Below are 21,567 nucleotides of genomic sequence, written 5' to 3'. Positions count from 1 at the left end.
CGATGGGCCCCCGAAAATCGGTAGCCGGGGTGTCGTACGCGTATGCGATGCTCGGCGACGTGGAGACCAACACCGTCAGCCCCGTCTTCGTCGGCCGAGCCGGTGAACTCGCCGCGCTCACCGAGACGCTCGCCCGCACCGCCGCCGGGGAACCGCAGGCGCTGCTCGTCGGCGGTGAGGCGGGTGTCGGCAAGACCCGGCTGATCGAGGAGTTCATCAGGGCGGCCTGCCGCCGGGACGCCGTCGTGGCCGTCGGCGGGTGTGTGGAGATCGGGGCCGACGGCCTGCCCTACGCCCCGTTCGCCACGGCGCTCCGCGCCCTGCGCCGGGCGCTCCCGGAGGAGCTGACCGCGGCCCTCGCCGGACAGGAGGGCGAGCTCGCCCGGCTGCTGCCCGAACTGGGCGAGGCCGACCGGGCGCCGGACGACGAGCACGGCACCGCCCGGCTGTTCGAGCTCGCCGCCCGGCTGCTGGAGCGCGTCTCCGCCACCCGCACGGTCGTCCTCGTCCTGGAGGACCTGCACTGGGCCGACGCCTCCACGCGCCATCTGCTCGCCTACCTCTTCCGCACCCTGCGCAGCGGGCACCTCGTCGTGATCGGGACGTACCGTGCCGACGACGTCCACCGCCGTCACCCCCTGCGCCCGCTCCTCGCCGAGCTCGACCGGCTCCGCACGGTCCGACGGATCGAACTCGACCGCTTCAGCCGCGCCGAGGTCGGCCGGCAGCTCACCGGCATCCTCGCGATGGTCCCCGACGCCGCACTGGTCGACGACATCTTCGAACGCTCCGACGGCAACGCCTTCTTCGTCGAGGAACTCGCCCGCAGCGTGGAGTGCTGCGGCGACAGCTCCGGGCTCTCCGACTCCCTCCGCGACCTCCTCCTGGTCCGCGTCGAGGCGCTGCCCGACGACGCGCAGCGGATCGCCCGGATCATCGCCGAGGGCGGCTCCACCGTCGAGCACCCGCTCCTCGCCGCCGTCGCCGGCCTCGCCGAGGACGACCTCGACGAGGCGCTGCGGGCGGCGGTCGGCGCCAACCTGCTGCTGCCCGCCCCCGACACCGACGGATACCGCTTCCGCCACTCCCTGGTCCGCGAGGCCGTCAGCGACGACCTCCTGCCCGGCGAACGCACACGCCTCAACCGCCGCTACGCCGAAGCACTGGAGGCCGACCCGTCCCTCGTGCGCTCCGATGAGCGCGCCGCACGCCTCGCCAGCTACTGGTACGCCGCCCACGACGCGGTCAGAGCGCTGCCCGCCGTGCTCCAGGCAGCCGTGGCGGCCCGGCGCCGCTATGCGTACAGCGAGCAACTCCGGCTGCTGGAAAGAGCCATGGAGCTCTGGGACGACGTCCCCGACGAGGTACGCGCCACCCTGCGCCCCCTCGACCACGCCGAGGCCTACCCGGGGTGCGGCTGCGATCCGGCGGACCCGCTGGGCTACCTCGACCTGATGGCCGAGGCCACGGTTTCCGCCCGCTTCGGCGGCGACCGCGAACGGGCCCTGGCCCTCGCGAAGAAGGCCCTGCGCATCCTGGACCGGGACCGGGACCCGCTGCGCGCGGCATGGTTCTGGGTGCAGCGCTCCCTCCTGATGCAGAGCCTCTCCCGAGGGGACGGCCGACAGGAACTGGCCACCGCCGAGGACCTGGTGCGAGGTCTGCGGCCGTCCGCCGTGCACGCCGACGTCCTCGCCTCGGTCGCCGGCTGGGGCGCCCTGCACCGGCCAGGACCCGAGACGCTCGTCGCGGCCGACCGGGCCGTGGAGTACGCCAGACTCGTCGGCGAGGAGTCCATCGAACTGCACGCCAGACTCACCCGCGGCTGGCTCACGATCGACGCGGGCGACGTCGAGGAGGGCATCGCCGAGATGTACGCCGTCCGCGACCGGGCCGAGGAGCTGCACCTGGTGGGTGTCATGAGCCGTGCCGCCGTCAACCTGCCCTCCTCGCTCGAATCCTGCGGCCGCTCCCTGGAGGCGGTGGCGGCCGCCGACCACGGCATCCGGATCTGCCACAGCCACGGGGTCCCCGAGTCCGAGGCCTGGGCACGGGCCAACCAGGCACAGTCGTACTACTCGCTGGGGCACTGGAAGGAGAGCCGGGCCGCCGCTGAGGCCGCGGCCCCGCTGGCCCGGTCCCGCAAGTCGAACGCCCTGGTGGCCGCCCGCCGCACCGACCTGGCCCTGGCCACCGGGGACTTCGAGGAGGCCGAGGAGCAACTGGCCCTCAACCGCCGCCATCTCGGCCACGAGACGCAGCCGCAGCACCTGATCTCCCCGGTACGGCACTCCATGGTCATCGCCGCCCGGAAGGGCCTGCTCTCCGAGGCGCGGGCCGCGTTCGAGGCGCAGTCCGACATCGGACTGCCACCGGGCACTCAGCGGTACTCCCTGCCGCTGCTCGCCACAGCCGCCGAGATCGAGGCCGACGCCCGCGGGCTGCCCACCACGGACCCCGGGCGGCCGGCGATCCTGGAACGGATCCGGGGCCACCTCAAGCGGCTGCCGATGCTGGTGCCCGTCTGGGCGGCGTACGGCGTGCTGATCGAGGCCGAACTGGCCCGGGCGGAGGGGGCGGACACCCCGGACCACTGGTGCCGGGCCGCCACCGCCTTCGCCCCGCTCCAGCGCCCCTACGAGCTGGCCCGGATCCGCCATCACTGGGCCGAGGCGATCCTCACCGCCTCCGGTGACCGGACACCCGCGGCGGGCCTCCTGCGGGAGGCCCACGCGGTCGCCGTACGCCTCGGGGCACGGCCGCTCGCGGAGAGCGTCGAGCTGCTGGCCGGCCGGGCCCGGATCGCGCTCACCGGTCCGGACGACGCGGCCGAGGGCGAAGCCGGGCCCGCCCCGGCGGTGGACGCCATCGAGTCGTTCGGGCTGACCTCGCGGGAACAGGAGGTGCACCGGCTGGTCGCGGCGGGCTACACCAACCGCCGGATCGCCGAAGAGCTGTACATCTCGCCGAAGACCGCCAGCGTGCACGTGTCCAACATCCTGGCCAAACTCAGCGTGTCCAGCCGTGGCGAGGCGGCCGCCCTGGCGCACCGCTTCCGGCTGTACGCGGCGGGGTGATACCGGGCCGGGCGCGGAACCCCGCTACCGCACCTTCAGGAGCAGGATCCTGTCGTCGCCCGACTTCGCGGAACCACGGCCGTCCGTGTTGCTCGTGACCAGCCACAGCCTGTCGCCGCCGGCGGCGAGCACCGTGCGCAGACGGCCGTACTTCCCCTCCAGGAAGGCCTGAGGCGCGGCAAGAGGCTCCCCGTCCGCCTTGCCCGACAGCGGGATCCGCCAGAGCCGTTCACCCCGCAGGCCGGCCATCCAGACCGAACCCTCGGCGTACGCGATACCGCTCGGCGACGCCTCGGAGGTCTTCCACTGGGCCACCGGGTCGACGAACCCCGCCTCCCCCTGCTCGCCCTCGGCCTCGGGCCAGCCGTAGTTCCTGCCCGGCTCGATCAGATTCAGCTCGTCCCAGGTGTCCTGGCCGAATTCCGATGCCCAGAGCCGTTTCCCGCTGTCCCAGGCCAGGCCCTGCACATTGCGGTGCCCGTACGAGTAGACCAGCGAGTCGGCCTCGGGATTGCCGTGCACCGGCTCGCCGTCGGGCGTCATCCGGAGGATCTTGCCCGAGGGGGACGCCTTGTCCTGGGCGAGGCCCGTGTCGCCCGTCTCGCCCGTACCCACGTACAGCATGCGGTCGGGGCCGAACGCGATCCGGCCGCCGTTGTGGACGGTGCCCTTCGGGATCCCCCGCAGGATGGTGTCCGGGGCCCCCAGCTGCTGTCCCGCGGGCTTCTTCTCGTCGTACTGGAGGCGGACGACGCGGTTGTCCGACTCGGTGGTGAAGTACGCGTAGACCAGGTGGTCCGCGCCGTAGGTCGGTGCCACGGCGAGGCCCAGCAGGCCGCCCTCACCCGCGGGCGCGACCCCCGGCACCGAACCCAGCAGGGTCTTCCTGCCGCTCTCCCCGTCGACCCTGGTGATCGTCGCCTCGTCACGCGAGGAGACCAGCAGGTCGCCCCCGGGCAGCGCCGCCAGGCCCCAGGGTGACGCGAGGCCGTCCGTGAGCGTCTTCACCACCTCGACCGAGCCCTTGGCCGGCGGCAGGTCCGCCGACGGGCTCGCCGAGGCCGGGGGAGTGGACGTGGCGCTCGCCGTGGGCGAGGAGGCGTCCTCACCGGCCGTGGGGCCGTCGTCGGACGAACAGGCGGTCAGCAGGAGTGAGGCCGAGGCGAGCAGGGCCACCGCCCCCTTGCGCAGCACGGGAGTTTGCACAGCACCGATCCTTTCGAGGGTCGCACGACCATGTTCTTACACCGCCGCTCCGCCCCGGGTCCCCGGTCTCCGCCAATTCTCCCGCCCCGGAGCCGGGCCGTCCTCCCGTGCCGGCCGTCTCAGTCCCACGACCCGCGGGCCCGCGGCAGCCCGGCAATCTCGGCCAGATCCCGGTCGGTGAGCGCCAGGCCCGCCGCCCCCGCGTTCTCCACGGCCCACTGCTCCCGCTTGGTGCCCGGCACGGGCACCACATGGCGGCCCTGCCGCAGGACCCAGGCCAGGGCCACCTGCGCCGGAGTGGCGCCGTGCCGCTCCGCGATCCTGCGCAGCCCCGCCACCACCGGCTGGTTGGCCGCCATCATCTCGCCCGTGAAGCGGGGGTGTCTGGCGCGCGGGTCGTCCGGCTCGAAACCCTGGCCGGGCTTGAGCGTGCCCGTGAGATAACCGCTTCCCAGCGGCATCGCGGCGAGGATCCCCACCCCCCGGGCCGAGCACCACGGCAGCAGATCCTCCAGTGCCTGGGGCGACCACACGGAGAGCTCCGCCTGGACCGCGCTGACGGGAAAGACCTGCTGCATCCGCTCCAGCTGCCGGATCGTCCCGTCGTGCATCCGCGCCCCCGGCCCGCGCCCGGCCCGGGCCCCCACCGCGCACAGTCCGAGCGCCCGCACCTTGCCCGCCGTCACCAGGTCCGCCATCGCGCCCCAGGTCTCCTCGACGGGCACCTCGGGGTCCGCCCGGTGCAGCTGGTAGAGATCGATCACGTCGGTCTGGAGCCGTCGCAGCGAGGCGTCGCATGCACGGCGCACATAGCCCGGACGCCCGTTGGCCACGATGTGCTGATCACCCACCAGCAGACCGCACTTGGTGGAGAGGAAGGCCTCGGAGCGGCGGCCCTTGAGAGCCCGGCCCACCAGCAGCTCATTGGTGAAGGGCCCGTACATGTCGGCGGTGTCGAGCAGTTGGACGCCCGCGTCCAGCGCGGCGTGCACGGTCCGCACCGAGCGGTCACCGCGCTGCTGCGACGCGCTGTACGCCCAGCTCATCGGCATACAGCCCAGCCCGACCGCGCCCACGGCGAGTGCCGCCGCACCGATAGTCCTGCGCTCCAACTCCCCGAACCCTCCCTCGGCCCATGATCACGGGCCACCAGCACCCCAAAGTAACCTCTGCGGCTCCGCGCCCTTCGCATAGCCTCCTGACCATGACTTCTACATCTGCTTCCGACGTATGGCTGCCGTTCCCCGCCGATGAGATCGACGGCCTTCCCGAGGGTCTCGACTACCGTTTCTGGGACGGCGGCCGGGACTACCCCGCGGACCCCGCCGACTGCGCCTTCTACGTCGTTCCCTACATGAAGGGTTCCGAGGTCGCGGTCCGCCCGCTCGACGGGATGAAGGCCGTCCAGGTCGTCCAGACCCTCTCCGCGGGCATCGACCACGTGGAGCCCGGACTCGGCCTGCTGCCCCCCGGGGTGCGGCTGTGCAACGCCAAGGGCGTGCACGAGGCCTCGACGGCCGAGCTGGCGCTCGCCCTGATACTCGCCTCGCTCCGGGGGTTCCCCGGTTTCGTGCACGGCCAGGACAAGGAGGAGTGGCGGTCCGGCTTCTATCCGGCGCTCGCCGACAAGTCCGTTCTCGTGGTGGGGTACGGATCGATCGGCGCGGCCATCGAGGACCGGCTCGAACCCTTCGAGTGCGCGCGGGTGGTGCGCGTCGCGCGCTCCGCACGGACAACCGCGCGCGGACCCGTACACGCGCTCGACGAGCTGCCCGCCCTTCTCCCCGAGGCCGACATCGTCATCCTGTCCACCCCGCTGAACCCTTCCACGCAGGGGCTGGTGGGCCCCGGCTTCCTCGCCGCGATGCGCGACGGCGCACTGCTCGTGAACGTCGCGCGGGGGGCCGTCGTCGACACCGCGGCCCTGCTGGCCGAACTCGAGTCCGGGCGACTGCGTGCCGCGCTCGACGTGACCGACCCCGAACCGCTGCCCGCCGGCCACCCTCTCTGGCATGCTCCCCACACACTGATCACCCCTCATGTGGGCGGAAGCACCTCCGCGTTCATGCCCCGGGCCAAGCGCCTGCTGGCCGGACAGCTCACCCGGTTCGCCGCCGGGGAGCCGGTCGCCAACCTCGTACTCACCACCGGGTGACCACGCTCCGGAGCGGTTCCGGCGCTCTCCGTCCCGACAACGCCGCAGGTGGTAACGGAGAGTAGAGAAGGTATGTCCCTGAGTGACGGCTCTGGTGTATCGTCCACAAGAGGGCTGCACCGTGGAAGGGACGGTGCCGGGGGGGAAGCGGAACGCGAGGGGGCGACGGGCATGTTCGGCCAGCGGAGAGACGATCCGACGCGGCGTGACGGGCAGGCGAGGCAGGCGGCGGCGAGGGCCCCGGGGTCCGACCGTGGAGCTTTCCGGTGAGCGCCCTCGCGGCCCTGCTCTCCAGGCGGCCGGCCTCGGGACGGGCCGTGGGGCTCCGCTCCCAGCTCGTCCTCGGCGCCGTCTGCGCCGGATACGCGGTGGGGGCCGCCCTCGGCTGGGGTTCGCCCGGAGTCGCCCTCTTCATGGGCGACTTCGGACTCTGCGCAGCCGCCCTCATCGCGGCGGTGTCCTGCTTCCTCTACGCCCGCTCCGGCGGCAGCCGGTTCCGGCCCGCCTGGCTCCTCTTCTCGCTCTCCTCGGCCATGGCCGCCGGGGGCAACGCGGTCTGGGGGTGGTACGAGGTGGTGCTGAGCCGGCCCGTGCCCGCCCCCTCCCTCGCGGACCTGTTCTTCCTCTGCTTCGCGCCGCCCGCCATCGTCGGGCTGCTCGTCCTGGCCAAACGGCCCGTCACGCGGGCCGGCTGGGTCTGCCTGGTGCTGGACGCCTGGCTGATCGGAGGGTCCCTGCTGACGCTCTCCTGGAGCCTCGCACTGGCCCACACCGCCCATGTCGCCAACGCCGCCGGTGAGAGCGTGGCCAGGGCGGCGCTCTCGCTCGCCTACCCGCTGCTCGACATCGTGCTGGTCTCCATGGTCCTCGCGCTCCACTTCCGGCGGGTCAACATGAACCGCTCCGCGGTGAACACCGCCATCGCCGGCCTCGCCCTGACCGTGCTGTGCGACGCCCTGTTCACGGCCCCGCTGCTGCGCTCGGCCTACCAGTCGGGCCAGTTGCTGGACGCGGGCTGGTTCGCCGGCTCCCTGCTCCTCGCCTACGCCCCCTGGGGTGTCCGCCGTGGCCAGGACAACGCTGTCGAGGCCCCCGCCCTGGAGCCGCGGGCCGTGAGCCGCCCGATCGCGGGGTCCCTCGCCGCGCTCACGCCCTATCTGGCCGCGGCGGTCTGCACCCTCGGCATCCTGTACAACGTGGTGGAGGGCCGCAGGGTCGACCGGGTCGTGGTCCTCACCGGGTGCACGGTCGTGCTCGCGCTGGTCCTCCGGCAGGCCATCATGCTCCTCGACAACATCGCGCTCACCCAGGAACTCGCCCAGAAGGAGAACCACTTCCGCTCCCTGGTGCAGGGCTCCAGCGACGTCATCATGATCGCCGAACCCAGCGGCAGGCTCCGCTACGTCAGTCCCGCGGCGGCCGGCGTCTACCTCCGCGACGCCGAGGACCTCGTCGGCGCCGAGCTCTCGTCGATCATCCACCCCGACGACCTCGGGGGAGTGGTCCACGAGCTGCGGCGCTTCCTCGCCGTGCCGTCACGGGAGGAGCCCACCACACGGATCGAGTGCCGCTTCAGATCGGGCACGGGGGACTGGCTCCACGTCGAGTCCACCGTCAACCGCCACCAGGGCGGCCTGCTCCTGAACAGCCGCGACGTGACCGAGCGGGTCAGACTGCAGGCACAGCTGCAGCACAACGCCGAACACGACCCGCTCACCGACCTCCCCAACCGCGCGCTCTTCACCACCCGCGTCGGCCAGGCGCTCGGCGGACGCCGGGCCGGGGACCCGGGCACCGCCGTGCTCTTCATCGACCTCGACGGTTTCAAGGCGGTCAACGACTCCATCGGCCACCAGGCGGGCGACGAGCTCCTCGTCCAGGCCGCACGCCGCCTCCAGGAGTCCGTACGCACCTCGGACACAGCGGCCCGCCTCGGGGGAGACGAGTTCGCCGCGCTCATCGTCGGCGACGGCACGCGCGACCAGGCCGCCAGGGAGTACCAGGTCCACGAGATCGCCGACCGGCTGCGCCTCAGGCTCTCCCAGCCGTACCGGATCGGCACCGGCGAGGTCCGGGTGGCCGCCTCCATCGGGGTCGCCTTCGCCGAGCCCTCCATCACGCCCAAGGACCTCATGCGCAACGCCGACCTCGCCATGTACCGGGCGAAGGCGAGCGGCAAGGACCGGGTCGAGCTGTACGCCCCCCAGATGCAGGCGGACGTCGTCCGCCGCTCGGAGCTCGCCTCACGGCTCCGCACGGCCCTGCGCGACGGCGAGTTCGCCCTGTTCCACCAGCCCGTCGTCCACCTGGCCAGCGGCACGGTCGCGGCCGTCGCCGCCCAGGCCCGCTGGCGCTCCGCCCAGGGCATCCTGTTCACCCCCGCCGAATTCCTCCGGGTCTCCGAGGGCAGCGACCGCGCCGCCGAGCTCGGCACCTGGCTGCTGGAGGAGGCCGTCGAGCAGGCCGCCGACCGGTCCAGGGCCGGGCATCCGGTCTCCGTGTCGGTGCGCGTGTCGGCCGCCCGGCTCCTGGACCGCACCCTCCCCCTGAGGTCCGTGGAGGCGCTCCTGACCCGGCACGGGCTGCCCTCCGGCGCCCTGATGATCGAAGTGGCCGACAGCGACCCGCGGATCTCCATCGACGAGCTGGAGCGACGGCTGGTCGCGCTCCGCCGCCTGGGTGTCCGGATCGCGCTCGACGGCTTCGGCAGCGGCTATGCCGCGGTCAACGCCCTGCGCCGGCTCCCCGTCGACGTGCTGAAGCTGGACCGGTGCCTGGTGGAGGGCGTCGTCGAGTCGGCGAGGCTGCACAAGATCACCAGTGGACTGCTGCGCATCGCCGGAGACCTCGGGATGCAGTCCGTGGCCGACGGGGTGGACGTCCCCGAACAGGTGCGCGCCCTGCGGGCCATGGGGTGCACGCACGGCCAGGGGATGGCCTTCGCCGGCCCACTGGACGAGTACCGGCTGCGGCGCACGCTGACCAGGGGGAAGTACCCCGTCCCGGGCGTCGGCCCGGCCGCTCAGCCGGTGCTGGCGGGCGGCGCGCTCCCGCTCCAGGGACGCTCACATGATGAGACTCCCGTCCCACCCACTTGACACCGTGTGCGTGCCGGAGAGAGGGTCAATGCCATGCGCACCCGAATTCTCGTACTTGGAAAGCGCGTCGGCTGAAGCAGGGTCACTCATGGAAACCTTGCAGACCGCACCGGCGCGCTCCCCTCGCTTGCCTCACGGCACGAGGGGTTTTTTGTTGCACCGGGACCTTTCGAAACCCCACAAAAACACCGCATAAACCCTCAGCTTCGAGAAGAGAATGCCGATGACCGAGCAGGCCACCGGGGCCCAGCACCCGCAGCCGCGGGCCCGTAACGGCGGACCGTCCTCCGCCACCGTTGAGCACCTCACGGGCGCGCAGTCCCTCATCCGTTCTCTCGAGGAAGTCGGCGCCGACACCGTATTCGGCCTCCCCGGCGGCTGCATCCTCCCGGCGTACGACCCGCTGATGGACTCCACCCGGGTCCGTCACATCCTGGTCCGTCACGAGCAGGGCGCCGGTCACGCGGCCACCGGTTACGCGCAGGCCACCGGCAGGGTCGGTGTCTGCATGGTCACCTCGGGTCCCGGTGCGACCAACCTGGTCACCCCGATCGCCGACGCGGCCATGGACTCGGTGCCCATGGTCGCGATCACCGGTCAGGTGGCCTCCGCGGCCATCGGCACGGACGCCTTCCAGGAAGCCGACATCTGCGGCATCACCATGCCGATCACGAAGCACAACTTCCTGGTCACCCGCGCCGAGGACATCGCCCACACGATCGCCGAGGCCTTCCACATCGCCTCGACCGGCCGTCCGGGCCCGGTCCTCGTCGACATCGCCAAGGACGCGCTGCAGTCGAAGACCACCTTCAGCTGGCCGCCGACGATGGACCTGCCGGGCTACCGCCCGGTCACCAAGCCGCACGCCAAGCAGATCCGCGAGGCCGCCAAACTCATCACCCAGGCCAAGCGCCCGGTGCTCTACGTCGGCGGCGGCGTCATGAAGGCCGGCGCCACCGCGGAACTGAAGGTCCTGGCAGAGCTCACCGGAGCGCCCGTCACCACCACCCTGATGGCGCTCGGCTCCTTCCCCGACAGCCACCCGCTGCACGTGGGAATGCCCGGCATGCACGGTTCGGTCACCGCCGTCACCGCGCTGCAGAAGGCCGACCTGATCGTCGCGCTCGGGGCCAGGTTCGACGACCGGGTCACCGGCAAGCTGGACAGCTTCGCCCCGTACGCCAAGATCGTCCACGCGGACATCGACCCGGCCGAGATCGGCAAGAACCGCGCCGCCGACGTCCCGATCGTCGGTGACGCCCGCGAGGTCATCGCCGACCTCGTCCAGGCCGTCCAGGCGGAGCACACCGAGGGCAACACCGGCGACTACGCCGCCTGGTGGAAGGACCTCAACCGCTGGCGCGAGACCTACCCCGTCGGCTACGACCTGCCGGAGGACGGCAGCCTCTCGCCGCAGCAGGTCATCGAGCGCATCGGCGAACTCGCCCCCGAGGGCACGATCTTCGCGGCGGGCGTCGGCCAGCACCAGATGTGGGCCTCGCACTTCATCCAGTACGAGCAGCCCGCGACCTGGCTCAACTCCGGCGGTGCCGGGACCATGGGCTACGCCGTCCCGGCCGCCATGGGCGCCAAGGCCGGCATGCCCGAGCGCGCGGTCTGGGCGATCGACGGCGACGGCTGCTTCCAGATGACCAACCAGGAACTCACCACCTGCGCGCTCAACAACATCCCGATCAAGGTCGCCATCATCAACAACGGCGCGCTCGGGATGGTCCGCCAGTGGCAGACCCTGTTCTACAACCAGCGCTACTCCAACACCGTGCTGCACTCGGGCCCGGACGCGGACGGCAACGCCGCCAAGGGCACCCGCGTCCCGGACTTCGTCAAGCTGTCCGAGGCCATGGGCTGCTACGCGATCCGCTGCGAGGACCCGGCCGACCTCGACAAGGTCATCGCCGAGGCCAACGCGATCAACGACCGCCCGGTCGTCATCGACTTCATCGTCCACGAGGACGCCATGGTGTGGCCGATGGTCGCCGCCGGCACCTCCAACGACGAGGTCATGGCCGCGCGCGGCGTCCGCCCCGACTTCGGCGACAACGAAGACGACTGAGAGACAGAGAGAGACCGACTCCATGTCCACCAAGCACACGCTCTCCGTCCTGGTCGAGAACAAGCCGGGTGTCCTCGCCCGGATCACGGCCCTGTTCTCCCGGCGCGGCTTCAACATCGACTCGCTGGCGGTCGGTACCACCGAACATCCCGACATCTCACGCATCACCATTGTCGTGAATGTCGAGGGCCTGCCCCTGGAGCAGGTGACCAAGCAGCTCAACAAGCTGGTGAACGTCCTGAAGATCGTCGAACTCGAGCCCTCCGCAGCGATCCAGCGGGAGCTCGTCCTGGTGAAGGTCCGCGCCGACAACGAGACCCGCTCCCAGATCGTCGAGATCGTCCAGCTGTTCCGCGCCAAGACCGTGGACGTCTCCCCGGAGGCGGTCACGATCGAGGCGACAGGGGGCGCCGACAAGCTGGAGGCCATGCTCAAGATGCTGGAACAGTTCGGCATCAAGGAGCTCGTCCAGTCCGGCACCATCGCCATAGGGCGCGGCGCGCGCTCGATCACCGACCGTTCTCTGCGCGCACTCGACCGTACGGCGTGACCCCGCACGGGTCGCTCCGCCGCTCGTATGGCGAGACCCGGCAACGTATCCGACGCACCCCGCCGTACGGTGGGACGCAACACCTGCACACCAAGGAGAAGACCCAGTGGCCGAGCTGTTCTACGACGACGATGCCGACCTGTCCATCATCCAGGGCCGTAAGGTCGCGGTCCTCGGTTACGGCAGCCAGGGGCACGCCCACGCGCTGTCGCTGCGTGACTCGGGTGTCGACGTCCGTGTCGGTCTGCACGAGGGTTCGAAGTCCAAGGCCAAGGCCGAGGAGCAGGGCCTGCGCGTGGTGACCCCGTCCGAGGCCGCCGCCGAGGCCGACGTCATCATGATCCTCGTCCCGGACCCGATCCAGGCCCAGGTCTACGAGGAGTCCGTCAAGGACAACCTCAAGGACGGCGACGCGCTGTTCTTCGGCCACGGCCTGAACATCCGCTTCGACTTCATCAAGCCGCCGGCCAACGTCGACGTCTGCATGGTCGCCCCGAAGGGCCCGGGCCACCTGGTCCGCCGCCAGTACGAGGAAGGCCGCGGCGTCCCGTGCATCGTGGCCGTCGAGCAGGACGCCTCGGGCAAGGGCCTGGAGCTCGCCCTCTCCTACGCGAAGGGCATCGGCGGCACCCGCGCCGGCGTCATCAAGACGACCTTCACCGAGGAGACCGAGACCGACCTGTTCGGTGAGCAGGCCGTCCTCTGCGGTGGCACCGCCGCCCTGGTCAAGGCCGGTTTCGAGACGCTGACCGAAGCCGGTTACCAGCCGGAGATCGCGTACTTCGAGTGCCTCCACGAGCTGAAGCTCATCGTCGACCTCATGTACGAGGGCGGCCTGGAGAAGATGCGCTGGTCCATCTCGGAGACCGCCGAGTGGGGCGACTACGTCACCGGCCCGCGCATCATCACGGACGCCACCAAGGCCGAGATGAAGAAGGTCCTCGCCGAGATCCAGGACGGCACCTTCGCCAAGGCGTGGATGGCCGAGTACCACAACGGTCTGCCCAAGTACAACGAGTACAAGAAGGCCGACAGCGAGTCCCTGCTGGAGACCACCGGCAAGGAGCTCCGCAAGCTCATGAGCTGGGTCGACAACGAGGACGCCTGAGTTCTCGCCGGAGGGCAGGTCCGAAAGGGCCTGCCCTCCGGCGCAAGGCCGGCCTCACACCCCGTGTCACTGCGGGGAGGGGCGGGTGGCAGGAGGCGGCACCGTACGTCTGTACAGACCGTCCACCCCGTGCGGGTGATCCTTCCACCGGGGCGCAGTCCGCGCCCGGCCGCATGACTACACTCTCAAACACATACACGCGTCAGGGCCCACAGTGTCGTGCGTCTTCCACGCGGCTAGCCCCTCCACCGCCTGCGGCCGTCGGGACGGCCGTCCGCACTGGACTTGTGAGGACACACGTGAGCTCGAAACCTGTCGTACTCATCGCCGAAGAGCTGTCGCCCGCCACGGTTGACGCCCTGGGTCCGGATTTCGAGATCCGGCACTGCAACGGCGCTGACCGCGCCGAACTCCTCCCCGCGATCGCCGACGTCGACGCGATCCTGGTGCGCTCCGCCACCAAGGTCGACGCCGAGGCCATCGCCGCCGCGAAGAAGCTGAAGGTCGTCGCCCGCGCGGGCGTCGGTCTGGACAACGTCGACGTCTCCTCGGCCACCAAGGCCGGCGTGATGGTCGTCAACGCGCCGACGTCCAACATCGTCACCGCCGCCGAGCTGGCCTGCGGTCTGCTCGTCGCCACCGCGCGCAACATCCCCCAGGCCAACACCGCCCTGAAGAACGGCGAGTGGAAGCGCTCCAAGTACACGGGTGTCGAGCTCAGCGAGAAGACCCTCGGCGTCGTCGGCCTCGGCCGCATCGGCGTCCTGGTCGCGCAGCGCATGTCGGCCTTCGGCATGAAGATCGTCGCGTACGACCCCTACGTGCAGCCCGCGCGCGCCGCGCAGATGGGCGTCAAGCTCCTCACGCTGGACGAGCTGCTCGAGGTCTCCGACTTCATCACGGTGCACCTGCCCAAGACCCCCGAGACGCTCGGCCTGATCGGCGACGACGCGCTGCACAAGGTGAAGCCCTCGGTGCGCATCGTCAACGCCGCGCGCGGCGGCATCGTCGACGAGGAGGCACTCGCCTCCGCCCTCAAGGAGGGCCGGGTCGCCGGCGCCGGCCTCGACGTGTACACCAAGGAGCCCTGCACGGACTCCCCGCTCTTCCAGTTCGACCAGGTCGTCTGTACCCCGCACCTCGGCGCCTCCACCGACGAGGCGCAGGAGAAGGCGGGCATCGCGGTCGCCAAGTCCGTCCGCCTGGCGCTCGCCGGCGAGCTCGTACCCGACGCGGTCAACGTCCAGGGCGGCGTCATCGCCGAGGACGTGCGTCCCGGGCTGCCGCTCGCCGAGAAGCTCGGCCGGATCTTCACCGCGCTCGCGGGCGAGGTCGCGGCCCGTCTCGACGTCGAGGTCTACGGCGAGATCACCCAGCACGACGTGAAGGTGCTGGAGCTCTCCGCGCTCAAGGGTGTCTTCGAGGACGTCGTCGACGAGACCGTCAGCTACGTCAACGCCCCGCTCTTCGCGCAGGAGCGCGGTGTCGAGGTCCGCCTCACCACCAGCTCCGAGTCGCCGGACCACCGCAACGTGGTGACGGTCCGCGGCACCCTGTCGAACGGTGAGGAGGTCGCGGTCTCCGGGACGCTGGCCGGCCCCAAGCACCTCCAGAAGATCGTCGCCATCGGCGAGCACGACGTCGACCTGGCCCTCGCCGACCACATGGTCGTCCTGCGGTACGAGGACCGTCCCGGCGTCGTCGGCGCGGTCGGCAAGATCCTCGGTGAGGCCGGGCTGAACATCGCCGGCATGCAGGTCTCCCGGCAGGACGCGGGCGGCGAGGCGCTGGTCGTCCTCACCGTCGACGACACCATCCCGCAGTCGGTCCTCAACGAGATCGCCGACGAGATCGGCGCGGCCTCGGCCCGCTCGGTGAACCTCACCGACTGACCGGTCCTCGCACGCACGACGGCCGCGCCCGGTGGACAGACTCTTCGCTCTGTCCCCGGGCGCGGCCGTTCTCACGGTCCGGGACTCACAGCCGGGCCTGTTTCAGCGCCATGTGCAGCAGGAGCCGGTCCTCGCCGTCGTTCAGGTCGAGGCCGGTGAGCTGCTGGACCCGGGCGAGCCGGTAGTAGAGCGTCTGGCGGTGGATCCCCAGCTCCGTGGCCGTCCGGCTCGCCTGGCCCGCCAGGTCGAGGAACACCTCGGCGGTGCGTGCCAGCTCCGCGTGGGGCGGGGCCAGCAGGGGGCGGACGGCCCGGTCAGGCGCGTCGTCCAGGGTGCGGGGCAGCGCGGTCAGGAGCCGGTACGGGCCGATGGCCGACCAGTCGGCGACCGGGCCGAAGCGGGACTCCGCCGCGGCGGCGCGGGCGGCGGACAGGGCCTCGTGCCAGGAGTCCGCCAGCTCCGCCAGGCCCCGGCGGGCGGCGGCGAGGCCCGCGGTCGCGGCCGGCCCGGCGGTGGTGCGCAGCCGCTCAGCGGCCGTCGTCGCCGGGTCGAGCGCCTCGGGGGAGCGGAGCCGGACCAGGGCGGCCAGGGCCTGGCCGCCCGTCCAGGGAGCCGTGGCGAGGGCCGCCGCCGAGGGCACCGTACGTACGGACGGGGTCTCGCCGGGCCACGGGGTCACGCAGACCACCGTGTGGAGCCCGGCCGCGTCGGCTCCCAGAGCGTCGTGCAGCGCGGCCACCGCCATGTCGCGCTGCCAGCCGCGCCCGGCGACGAGCACCGCGCCGAACTCCCGCGACAGATCCGCGCCCGCCCGCTCCTCGTCGGCGAGCAGGGCCCCGATCCGGGACGCCACATCCATCGCCGCTCCCAGCTGCCCGTCCGTCGGCCCCGGGTCGGCGTCCAGCAGCCAGACGTAGCCCAGGACGACACCCCTGTGGCGTACCGGAAGGCAGATGCGGTCCCGGAACACCCCGGCCTCCGGGGCGGCCGGGATGCGGACCGGGCCCGTCGCACGGGTGATGCCGAAGCCCTCGAACCAGGCGCGGACCGCGGGGGTGGAGCGCCGGGTGAGGATCGAGCGCGTACGCACGGGGTCCATGGCCGTGTCGTCGTCGCTGTCGTGGGCTCCGAAGGCGACCAGGCCGAAATCGCGGTTCTCCAGCGTCGCGGGGGCGCTGAGCAGCGCGGAGATCTCGTCGACCAGCTCCTGGTAATCGCCCTTCACCCCGCCATTCTCGCACCCCTTCAGACAAATGTCTGAGATCCAGTACACGGATGCGTGACAGCTGTCGATGGCAGGCGGGTACGCGGGTCCCTAGATTTCACAGTGGTTCTCCGTGCCGTCCCGGTCTGTTCATACGCGTACCGGTCCGGCCCCGTCCGTACTCCGTGGAGGTGCCCCGTGCTGGGTCCCGTGATTCTCGCCGCGTCACGCAGCGACAAGATGCGTCGTTTCATCTCGGCCGCGCCCGGCACCAAGCAGGTCGTCGACCGCTTCATCGCCGGTGAGGGCGTCGACCAGGTCGTCCCCGTCATCCAGGACGCGGCCGCCAAGGGCCTCGAGGTCACCCTGGACGTCGTGGGTGAGGACATCACCACCCCCGAGCAGGCCGCCGCCGCGCGCGACGCCTACCTGGAGCTCGTCGGCCGCCTCGAGGAGCTCGGTCTCGGTACCCGGGCCGAGATGTCCGTCAAGCTGTCGATGTTCGGCCAGGCGCTGGAGAACGGCCACGAGCTGGCTCTCGCCAACGTCCGCCCCGTCGTCGAGGCCGCCGCCGCGATCGGCACCACGGTCACGCTGGACGCCGAGGACCACACCACCCTCGACTCGATGTTCGCCATCCACGAGGAGCTGCGGAAGGACTTTCCGCAGACCGGCTGCGTGATCCAGTCCTACCTGTTCCGCACCGAGGCCGACGCCCGCCGCCTCGCCGCCGCGGGCAGCCGGGTCCGCCTGGTGAAGGGCGCCTACAAGGAGCCCGCCTCCGTCGCGTACCAGAGCAAGCCGGAGATCGACAAGGCGTACGTCCGCATCCTGAAGACCCTGATGCTGGGCGAGGGCTACCCGATGATCGGCTCGCACGATCCCCGTCTCATCGCCATCGGCCAGGAGCTCGCGCGCCAGGCAGGGCGCAAACTGGACGAGTACGAGTTCCAGATGCTGTACGGCATCCGAAGCGACGAGCACATCCGGCTCGCGGCCGAGGGCCACCGGATGCGCGTCTACACGGCCTACGGCACCGACTGGTACGGATACTTCATGCGCCGCCTCGCGGAGAAGCCGGCCAACCTGCTCTTCTTCGCCCGCTCCGTCGTCACCAAGGGCTGACCCGCCCGGCCGACCACCCACCTCAACCAAGGAGACAAGGCACTCATGGACGCTGTCACCCAGGTCCCCGCGCCGGTCAACGAGCCGGTCCACTCCTACGCCCCGGGCTCCCCGGAGCGCGCCCGCCTGGAGGCGAAGCTCAAGGAGCTCGCCGAGAACCCCATCGACCTGCCGATGACCATCGGCGGCGAGAAGCGCATGGGCGGCGGCGAGCGTGTCGACGTGGTGCAGCCGCACAACCACAAGGCCGTCATCGGCACCTTCGCCGGTGCCACCGAGCAGGACGCCCAGGACGCCGTGGACGCGGCCCTCGCCGCCGCTCCGGCCTGGCGCGCCATGTCGTTCGACGACCGCGCGGCCATCATCCTGCGCGCCGCCGAGCTGCTGTCCGGCCCCTGGCGCGAGACGCTGGCCGCCTCCACGATGCTCGGCCAGGGCAAGACCGCGCAGCAGGCCGAGATCGACTGCCCCTGCGAGCTCGTCGACTTCTGGCGCTTCAACGTGCACTACGCGCGCCAGATCCTCGCCGAGCAGCCGCCGGCGAACTCCCCCGGCGTGTGGAACCGCATGGACCACCGCCCGCTCGAGGGCTTCGTCTACGCGATCACGCCGTTCAACTTCTCGGCCATCGCCGCCAACCTGCCGACCGCGCCCGCCCTCATGGGCAACGTCGTGGTGTGGAAGCCGTCCCCGACGCAGACCCACGCCGCCGTGCTGCTGATGCAGCTCCTGGAGGAGGCCGGGCTGCCCAAGGGCGTCATTAACCTGGTCACCGGCGACGGCATCGCCGTCTCCGAGGTCGCGCTGAACCACCGCGACCTGGCCGGTGTCCACTTCACCGGCTCGACCCCCACCTTCCAGCACCTGTGGAAGACGGTCGGCAACAACATCGAGAACTACCGCACCTACCCGCGGCTCGTCGGCGAGACCGGTGGCAAGGACTTCGTCGTCGCGCACCCGAGCGCCGACCGCGCCGTCCTGAAGACCGCGCTGACCCGAGGCTCCTTCGAGTACCAGGGCCAGAAGTGCTCCGCGTCCTCCCGCGCCTACGTTCCGGCCTCCATCTGGAACTCCGGTTTCAAGGAGGAGTTCGCGGCCGAGGTCGACTCCATCACCATGGGTGACGTCACCGACCTGTCGCACTTCATGGGCGCCGTCATCGACGCGCGGTCCTTCGCGAAGAACAAGGCCGCCATCGACCGCGCCGCGGCCGACCCGACGTGCACGATCGTCGCCGGCGGCACGTACGACGACTCCGTCGGCTACTTCGTCCGCCCGACCGTCATCGTCTGCGACGACCCGGCCAACGAGGTCTTCACCACCGAGTACTTCGGCCCGATCCTCGCCGTGCACGTCTACGAGGACGAGAAGTACGACGCCATGCTGGAGCAGATGGAGTCGGTCTCCGACTACGCGCTGACCGGAGCGGTCATCTCCAACGACCGCGCGGCCGCCGCGTACACGATGGACAAGCTCCGCTACGCCGCGGGCAACTTCTACATCAACGACAAGTCGACCGGTGCCGTCGTCGGCCAGCAGCCCTTCGGCGGCGGCCGTGGCTCGGGCACCAACGACAAGGCGGGCGCCCCGCAGAACCTGCAGCGCTGGACGCTGACCCGCGCCATCAAGGAGACGCTGGTCCCGCCGACCGAGTACACCTACCCCCACCAGGGCTGACGGCCGCCCTCAGGGGCGCCCCCGCACTCCGCCTCCCGACCGGCTCCCCCCGCCGGCCGGGAGGCGGTTTCCATGTCAGGGGCCGTTTCGCCCCCGCACGGTGAAACCTCAGCCCTTGACGGTGAAGCCCGCCCGCAGGAGGGCGTCGTCCGACGAGGACGGACCGACGAGCAGCTCGAAGGCGCCGGGCTCGACGACGCGCCGGCCGGCGGCGTCCACGAGGGTGCACTCGGAGACGGGCAGTTCCAGCAGCACCTCGCGCTCCTCTCCCGGCGCCAGCGTCACCTGCCGGTAGGCCTTGAGCTCCTTCTCGGCCCAGGTCACGGACGTCACCATGTCGCTGATGTACGCCTGCACGGTCTCCAGGGCCGGCCGCTCACCCGTGTTGCGCAGAATGACGCGGGCCCGCAGCGTGTCGCTCTCCCCGACGCTCGCGGTGAGCACCTCGAGACCGGAGTACGCGACGGTCGTGTAGCTCAGGCCCTCGCCGAACACGAAGGCGGGACGCTGCGTCAGATCGGCGTACCGGGAGCCGTGCTGGCCGCGGATCTGGTTGTAGTACGTCGGCTGCTGCCCCGCGTGCCGGGCGAAGGAGACCGGCAGCCGGCCCGACGGCTCGACGAGGCCCAGCAGCACCTCCGCCACCGCACGGCCGCCCTGCATGCCCGGGTTGAAGGCGTGCAGGATCGCCGCCGCGCCCAGCGCGGACGGCGGCAGCACCAGGGGCTTCGAGCTGATGACCACGACGACCAGCGGCTTGCCGGTCGCGGCGAGGGCGTCGAGCAGCGCCACCTGGCCGCCGACGAGTTCCAGGGTCGCGGTCGAGCGCCCCTCGCCGACCAGTTCGATGCGGTCGCCCACCACCGCGACGACGTGGTCGGCGGCCTCGGCAGCGGCGACGGCCTCGGCGATCAGGGTCTCGGAGGGCTCCGCGGGGACGACCACGTCCGGGCGGGGCTGCCCGTCCGGGAAGTACGCCCCTTCGGGGTCGGGCCCCACGGAGAGGATCTCGGCCCCCCGGGCGTAGGTGACGTGCCAGCTGTCCGGGACGTGCTCGCGGAAGCCGTCGAGGACCGTACGGATCATGGCGCGGGGGTGACCGTCCGGCAGCCAGTCCGCCTGGCCGGAGGAGCCCGCCCAGTCGCCCAGCTGGGTCTGCGCGTCATCGGCGTTGGGGCCGATCACGGCGACCGTACGCGGCGCGGAGCCGGCTCCCGCGACGGCACGTCCGTCCTGGCCGGCCGTGAGACCGCCGGCCAGCGGCAGGGTGCCGTCGTTGGTGAGCAGGACCAGCGAGCGGCGCGCCGCCTCCAGATTCAGCGCGGCGTGCCCGGCGCTGCCGATGACGGCGGCCTGCCGGGCGGCGTCGGGGTGGCGGGGGTTCTCGAAGAGGCCGAGCTCGAACTTCAGGGTCAGGACACGCCGCACCGCCGCGTCGATCTCCGCCTCGTCCAGGCTGCCTTCGGCGACCGCGCTCTGCGCGCCCTCGAAGAACTGGGGGGTGGTCATCACCATGTCGTTGCCCGCCCGGACCGCCGCCGCGGCGGCCTGGGTGTGGTCGGCGTAGATCTTCTGCTCCCACACCATGCGGCCGACGTTGTCCCAGTCGGTGACCAGCGTGCCGGTGTAGCCCCACTCGCCGCGCAGCACCTCGCTCAGCAGCCAGTCGTTGACGGTGATCGGCACCCCGTCCATGGACTGGTAGCCGAGCATGAACGTACGGCAGCCCTCGCGGGCCACCCGCTCGAACGGCGGGAGGAACCAGGACCGCAGCTTGCGCCGGGAGATGTCGGCCTCGCTGGCGTCACGGCCGCCCTGCGTCTCGGAGTACCCCGCGAAGTGCTTGGCGCAGGCCAGCACCGCCGTCGGGTCGCTCAGCCCCTCGCCCTGGTAACCGCGGACCATGGCCGAGGCCAGCTCGCCGATCAGGAAGGGGTCCTCGCCGAAGGTCTCGCTGACCCGGCCCCAGCGCAGGTCCCTCGTGATGCAGAGCACCGGCGAGAACGTCCAGTGGACGCCCGTCGCCGCGACCTCGACGGCGGTCGCCCTCGCGACGCGCTCCACGAGCTCCGGGTCCCAGGTGGCCGCCAGCCCCAGTTGCGTGGGATAGATCGTGGCCCCCTCCCAGAAGGAGTGGCCGTGGATGCAGTCCTCCGCGACGAGCAGAGGGATGCGCAGCCGGGTCCGCCCGTTCACCGCCGCGGCTTCGAGGACACGCTCGGGGGAGGCGTGGAGGATCGAGCCGGCGTGCAGGTCCTCGATGAGGTGACGTACCCCGTCCTTGGCGTTGAGCTGGAGCATCTGACCGGTCTTCTCGGCCAGGGTCATGCGGCCGAGGAGGTCGTCGACCCGCTCGGCGACGGGGAGAGCGGGGTCGAGATAGGGCAGGGAGGGGGCCACC

At 71.5% G+C, this 21,567-nt stretch carries 13 protein-coding genes; 9 read left to right on the top strand and 4 right to left on the bottom strand.

Annotation, left to right across the window (positions count from 1 at the left end; genetic code table 11):
* The first annotated feature begins 47 nt into the window (after positions 1 to 47).
* Positions 48 to 3,077 carry an AAA family ATPase gene (locus tag AB0P41_RS16555; RefSeq protein WP_365932828.1) on the top strand — a complete coding sequence of 1,010 codons (3,030 nt, stop codon included), beginning with the start codon at positions 48 to 50 and terminating at the stop codon, positions 3,075 to 3,077.
* Between the two features lie 24 nt (positions 3,078 to 3,101).
* Here AB0P41_RS16555 and AB0P41_RS16550 read toward each other — a convergent pair whose 3' ends face one another.
* The gene (locus tag AB0P41_RS16550; RefSeq protein WP_356711367.1) at positions 3,102 to 4,283 is read right to left on the bottom strand and encodes a PQQ-dependent sugar dehydrogenase; all 1,182 of its coding nucleotides are present in this window, start codon (positions 4,281 to 4,283) and stop codon (positions 3,102 to 3,104) included.
* Positions 4,284 to 4,402: 119 nt separating this feature from the next.
* The gene (locus AB0P41_RS16545) at positions 4,403 to 5,359 is read right to left on the bottom strand and encodes an aldo/keto reductase (RefSeq protein WP_356711782.1); all 957 of its coding nucleotides are present in this window, start codon (positions 5,357 to 5,359) and stop codon (positions 4,403 to 4,405) included.
* A gap of 128 nt (positions 5,360 to 5,487) precedes the next feature.
* Here AB0P41_RS16545 and AB0P41_RS16540 point away from each other — a divergent pair, with 128 nt between their 5' ends.
* The 6 genes from AB0P41_RS16540 to serA all read left to right on the top strand — a co-directional run bounded on the left by AB0P41_RS16540 (position 5,488) and on the right by serA (position 15,160).
* Positions 5,488 to 6,438 carry a 2-hydroxyacid dehydrogenase gene (locus AB0P41_RS16540; protein WP_356711365.1) on the top strand — a complete coding sequence of 317 codons (951 nt, stop codon included), beginning with the start codon at positions 5,488 to 5,490 and terminating at the stop codon, positions 6,436 to 6,438.
* Positions 6,439 to 6,704: 266 nt separating this feature from the next.
* The gene (locus AB0P41_RS16535) at positions 6,705 to 9,536 is read left to right on the top strand and encodes an EAL domain-containing protein (protein WP_365932601.1); all 2,832 of its coding nucleotides are present in this window, start codon (positions 6,705 to 6,707) and stop codon (positions 9,534 to 9,536) included.
* A 217-nt stretch (positions 9,537 to 9,753) separates the two neighbouring features.
* Entirely contained in the window at positions 9,754 to 11,610 is a 1,857-nt protein-coding gene (locus AB0P41_RS16530; RefSeq protein ID WP_356711361.1) for an acetolactate synthase large subunit, read from the top strand.
* Positions 11,611 to 11,632: 22 nt separating this feature from the next.
* Positions 11,633 to 12,160: an acetolactate synthase small subunit gene (gene ilvN / locus AB0P41_RS16525; RefSeq protein ID WP_104789338.1), complete on the top strand. Its 528-nt coding sequence runs from the start codon at positions 11,633 to 11,635 to the stop codon at positions 12,158 to 12,160.
* Positions 12,161 to 12,266: 106 nt separating this feature from the next.
* Entirely contained in the window at positions 12,267 to 13,268 is a 1,002-nt protein-coding gene (gene ilvC, locus AB0P41_RS16520) for a ketol-acid reductoisomerase (RefSeq protein WP_031091632.1), read from the top strand.
* A gap of 299 nt (positions 13,269 to 13,567) precedes the next feature.
* Positions 13,568 to 15,160 (top strand): phosphoglycerate dehydrogenase, encoded by a 1,593-nt coding sequence (gene serA / locus AB0P41_RS16515; protein ID WP_356711359.1) that lies wholly within the window; start codon positions 13,568 to 13,570, stop codon positions 15,158 to 15,160.
* Positions 15,161 to 15,245: 85 nt separating this feature from the next.
* Here serA and AB0P41_RS16510 read toward each other — a convergent pair whose 3' ends face one another.
* On the bottom strand, positions 15,246 to 16,385 hold the full coding sequence (locus tag AB0P41_RS16510) for a helix-turn-helix domain-containing protein (protein ID WP_365932598.1): 1,140 nt from the start codon (positions 16,383 to 16,385) through the stop codon (positions 15,246 to 15,248).
* A gap of 177 nt (positions 16,386 to 16,562) precedes the next feature.
* On the opposite strand from AB0P41_RS16510, the gene AB0P41_RS16505 reads away from it, so the two are divergent.
* Together AB0P41_RS16505 and pruA are read left to right on the top strand one after the other, a co-directional pair.
* Positions 16,563 to 17,489 (top strand): proline dehydrogenase family protein, encoded by a 927-nt coding sequence (locus AB0P41_RS16505; protein ID WP_356711355.1) that lies wholly within the window; start codon positions 16,563 to 16,565, stop codon positions 17,487 to 17,489.
* A 45-nt stretch (positions 17,490 to 17,534) separates the two neighbouring features.
* Positions 17,535 to 19,166, top strand: a complete 1,632-nt coding sequence (gene pruA, locus AB0P41_RS16500) for an L-glutamate gamma-semialdehyde dehydrogenase (protein ID WP_365932596.1) — start codon at positions 17,535 to 17,537, stop codon at positions 19,164 to 19,166.
* Positions 19,167 to 19,274: 108 nt separating this feature from the next.
* Here pruA and AB0P41_RS16495 read toward each other — a convergent pair whose 3' ends face one another.
* Complete coding sequence (locus AB0P41_RS16495; protein WP_365932826.1) at positions 19,275 to 21,566, bottom strand: glycoside hydrolase family 3 N-terminal domain-containing protein; 2,292 nt, start codon at positions 21,564 to 21,566, stop codon at positions 19,275 to 19,277.
* Between the last annotated feature and the right edge of the window lies 1 nt (position 21,567).

Source organism: Streptomyces sp. NPDC079167, from assembly GCF_040686735.1.
In the GTDB taxonomy this organism is placed as follows: Bacteria; Actinomycetota; Actinomycetes; order Streptomycetales; family Streptomycetaceae; genus Streptomyces.
The sequence above is the reverse complement of the archived record's forward strand: the minus strand, read 5'-3'. Positions and strand labels throughout refer to the sequence as shown.

What these genes read in the sequence shown, in the direction of transcription:
- AB0P41_RS16555 (WP_365932828.1), top strand. Translation starts at nt 48, where the DNA reads ATGCTCGGCGACGTGGAGACCAACACCGTCAGCCCCGTCTTCGTCGGC.
- AB0P41_RS16540 (WP_356711365.1), top strand. Translation starts at nt 5,488, where the DNA reads ATGACTTCTACATCTGCTTCCGACGTATGGCTGCCGTTCCCCGCCGAT.
- AB0P41_RS16530 (WP_356711361.1), top strand. Translation starts at nt 9,754, where the DNA reads ATGCCGATGACCGAGCAGGCCACCGGGGCCCAGCACCCGCAGCCGCGG.
- ilvN (WP_104789338.1), top strand. Translation starts at nt 11,633, where the DNA reads ATGTCCACCAAGCACACGCTCTCCGTCCTGGTCGAGAACAAGCCGGGT.
- pruA (WP_365932596.1), top strand. Translation starts at nt 17,535, where the DNA reads ATGGACGCTGTCACCCAGGTCCCCGCGCCGGTCAACGAGCCGGTCCAC.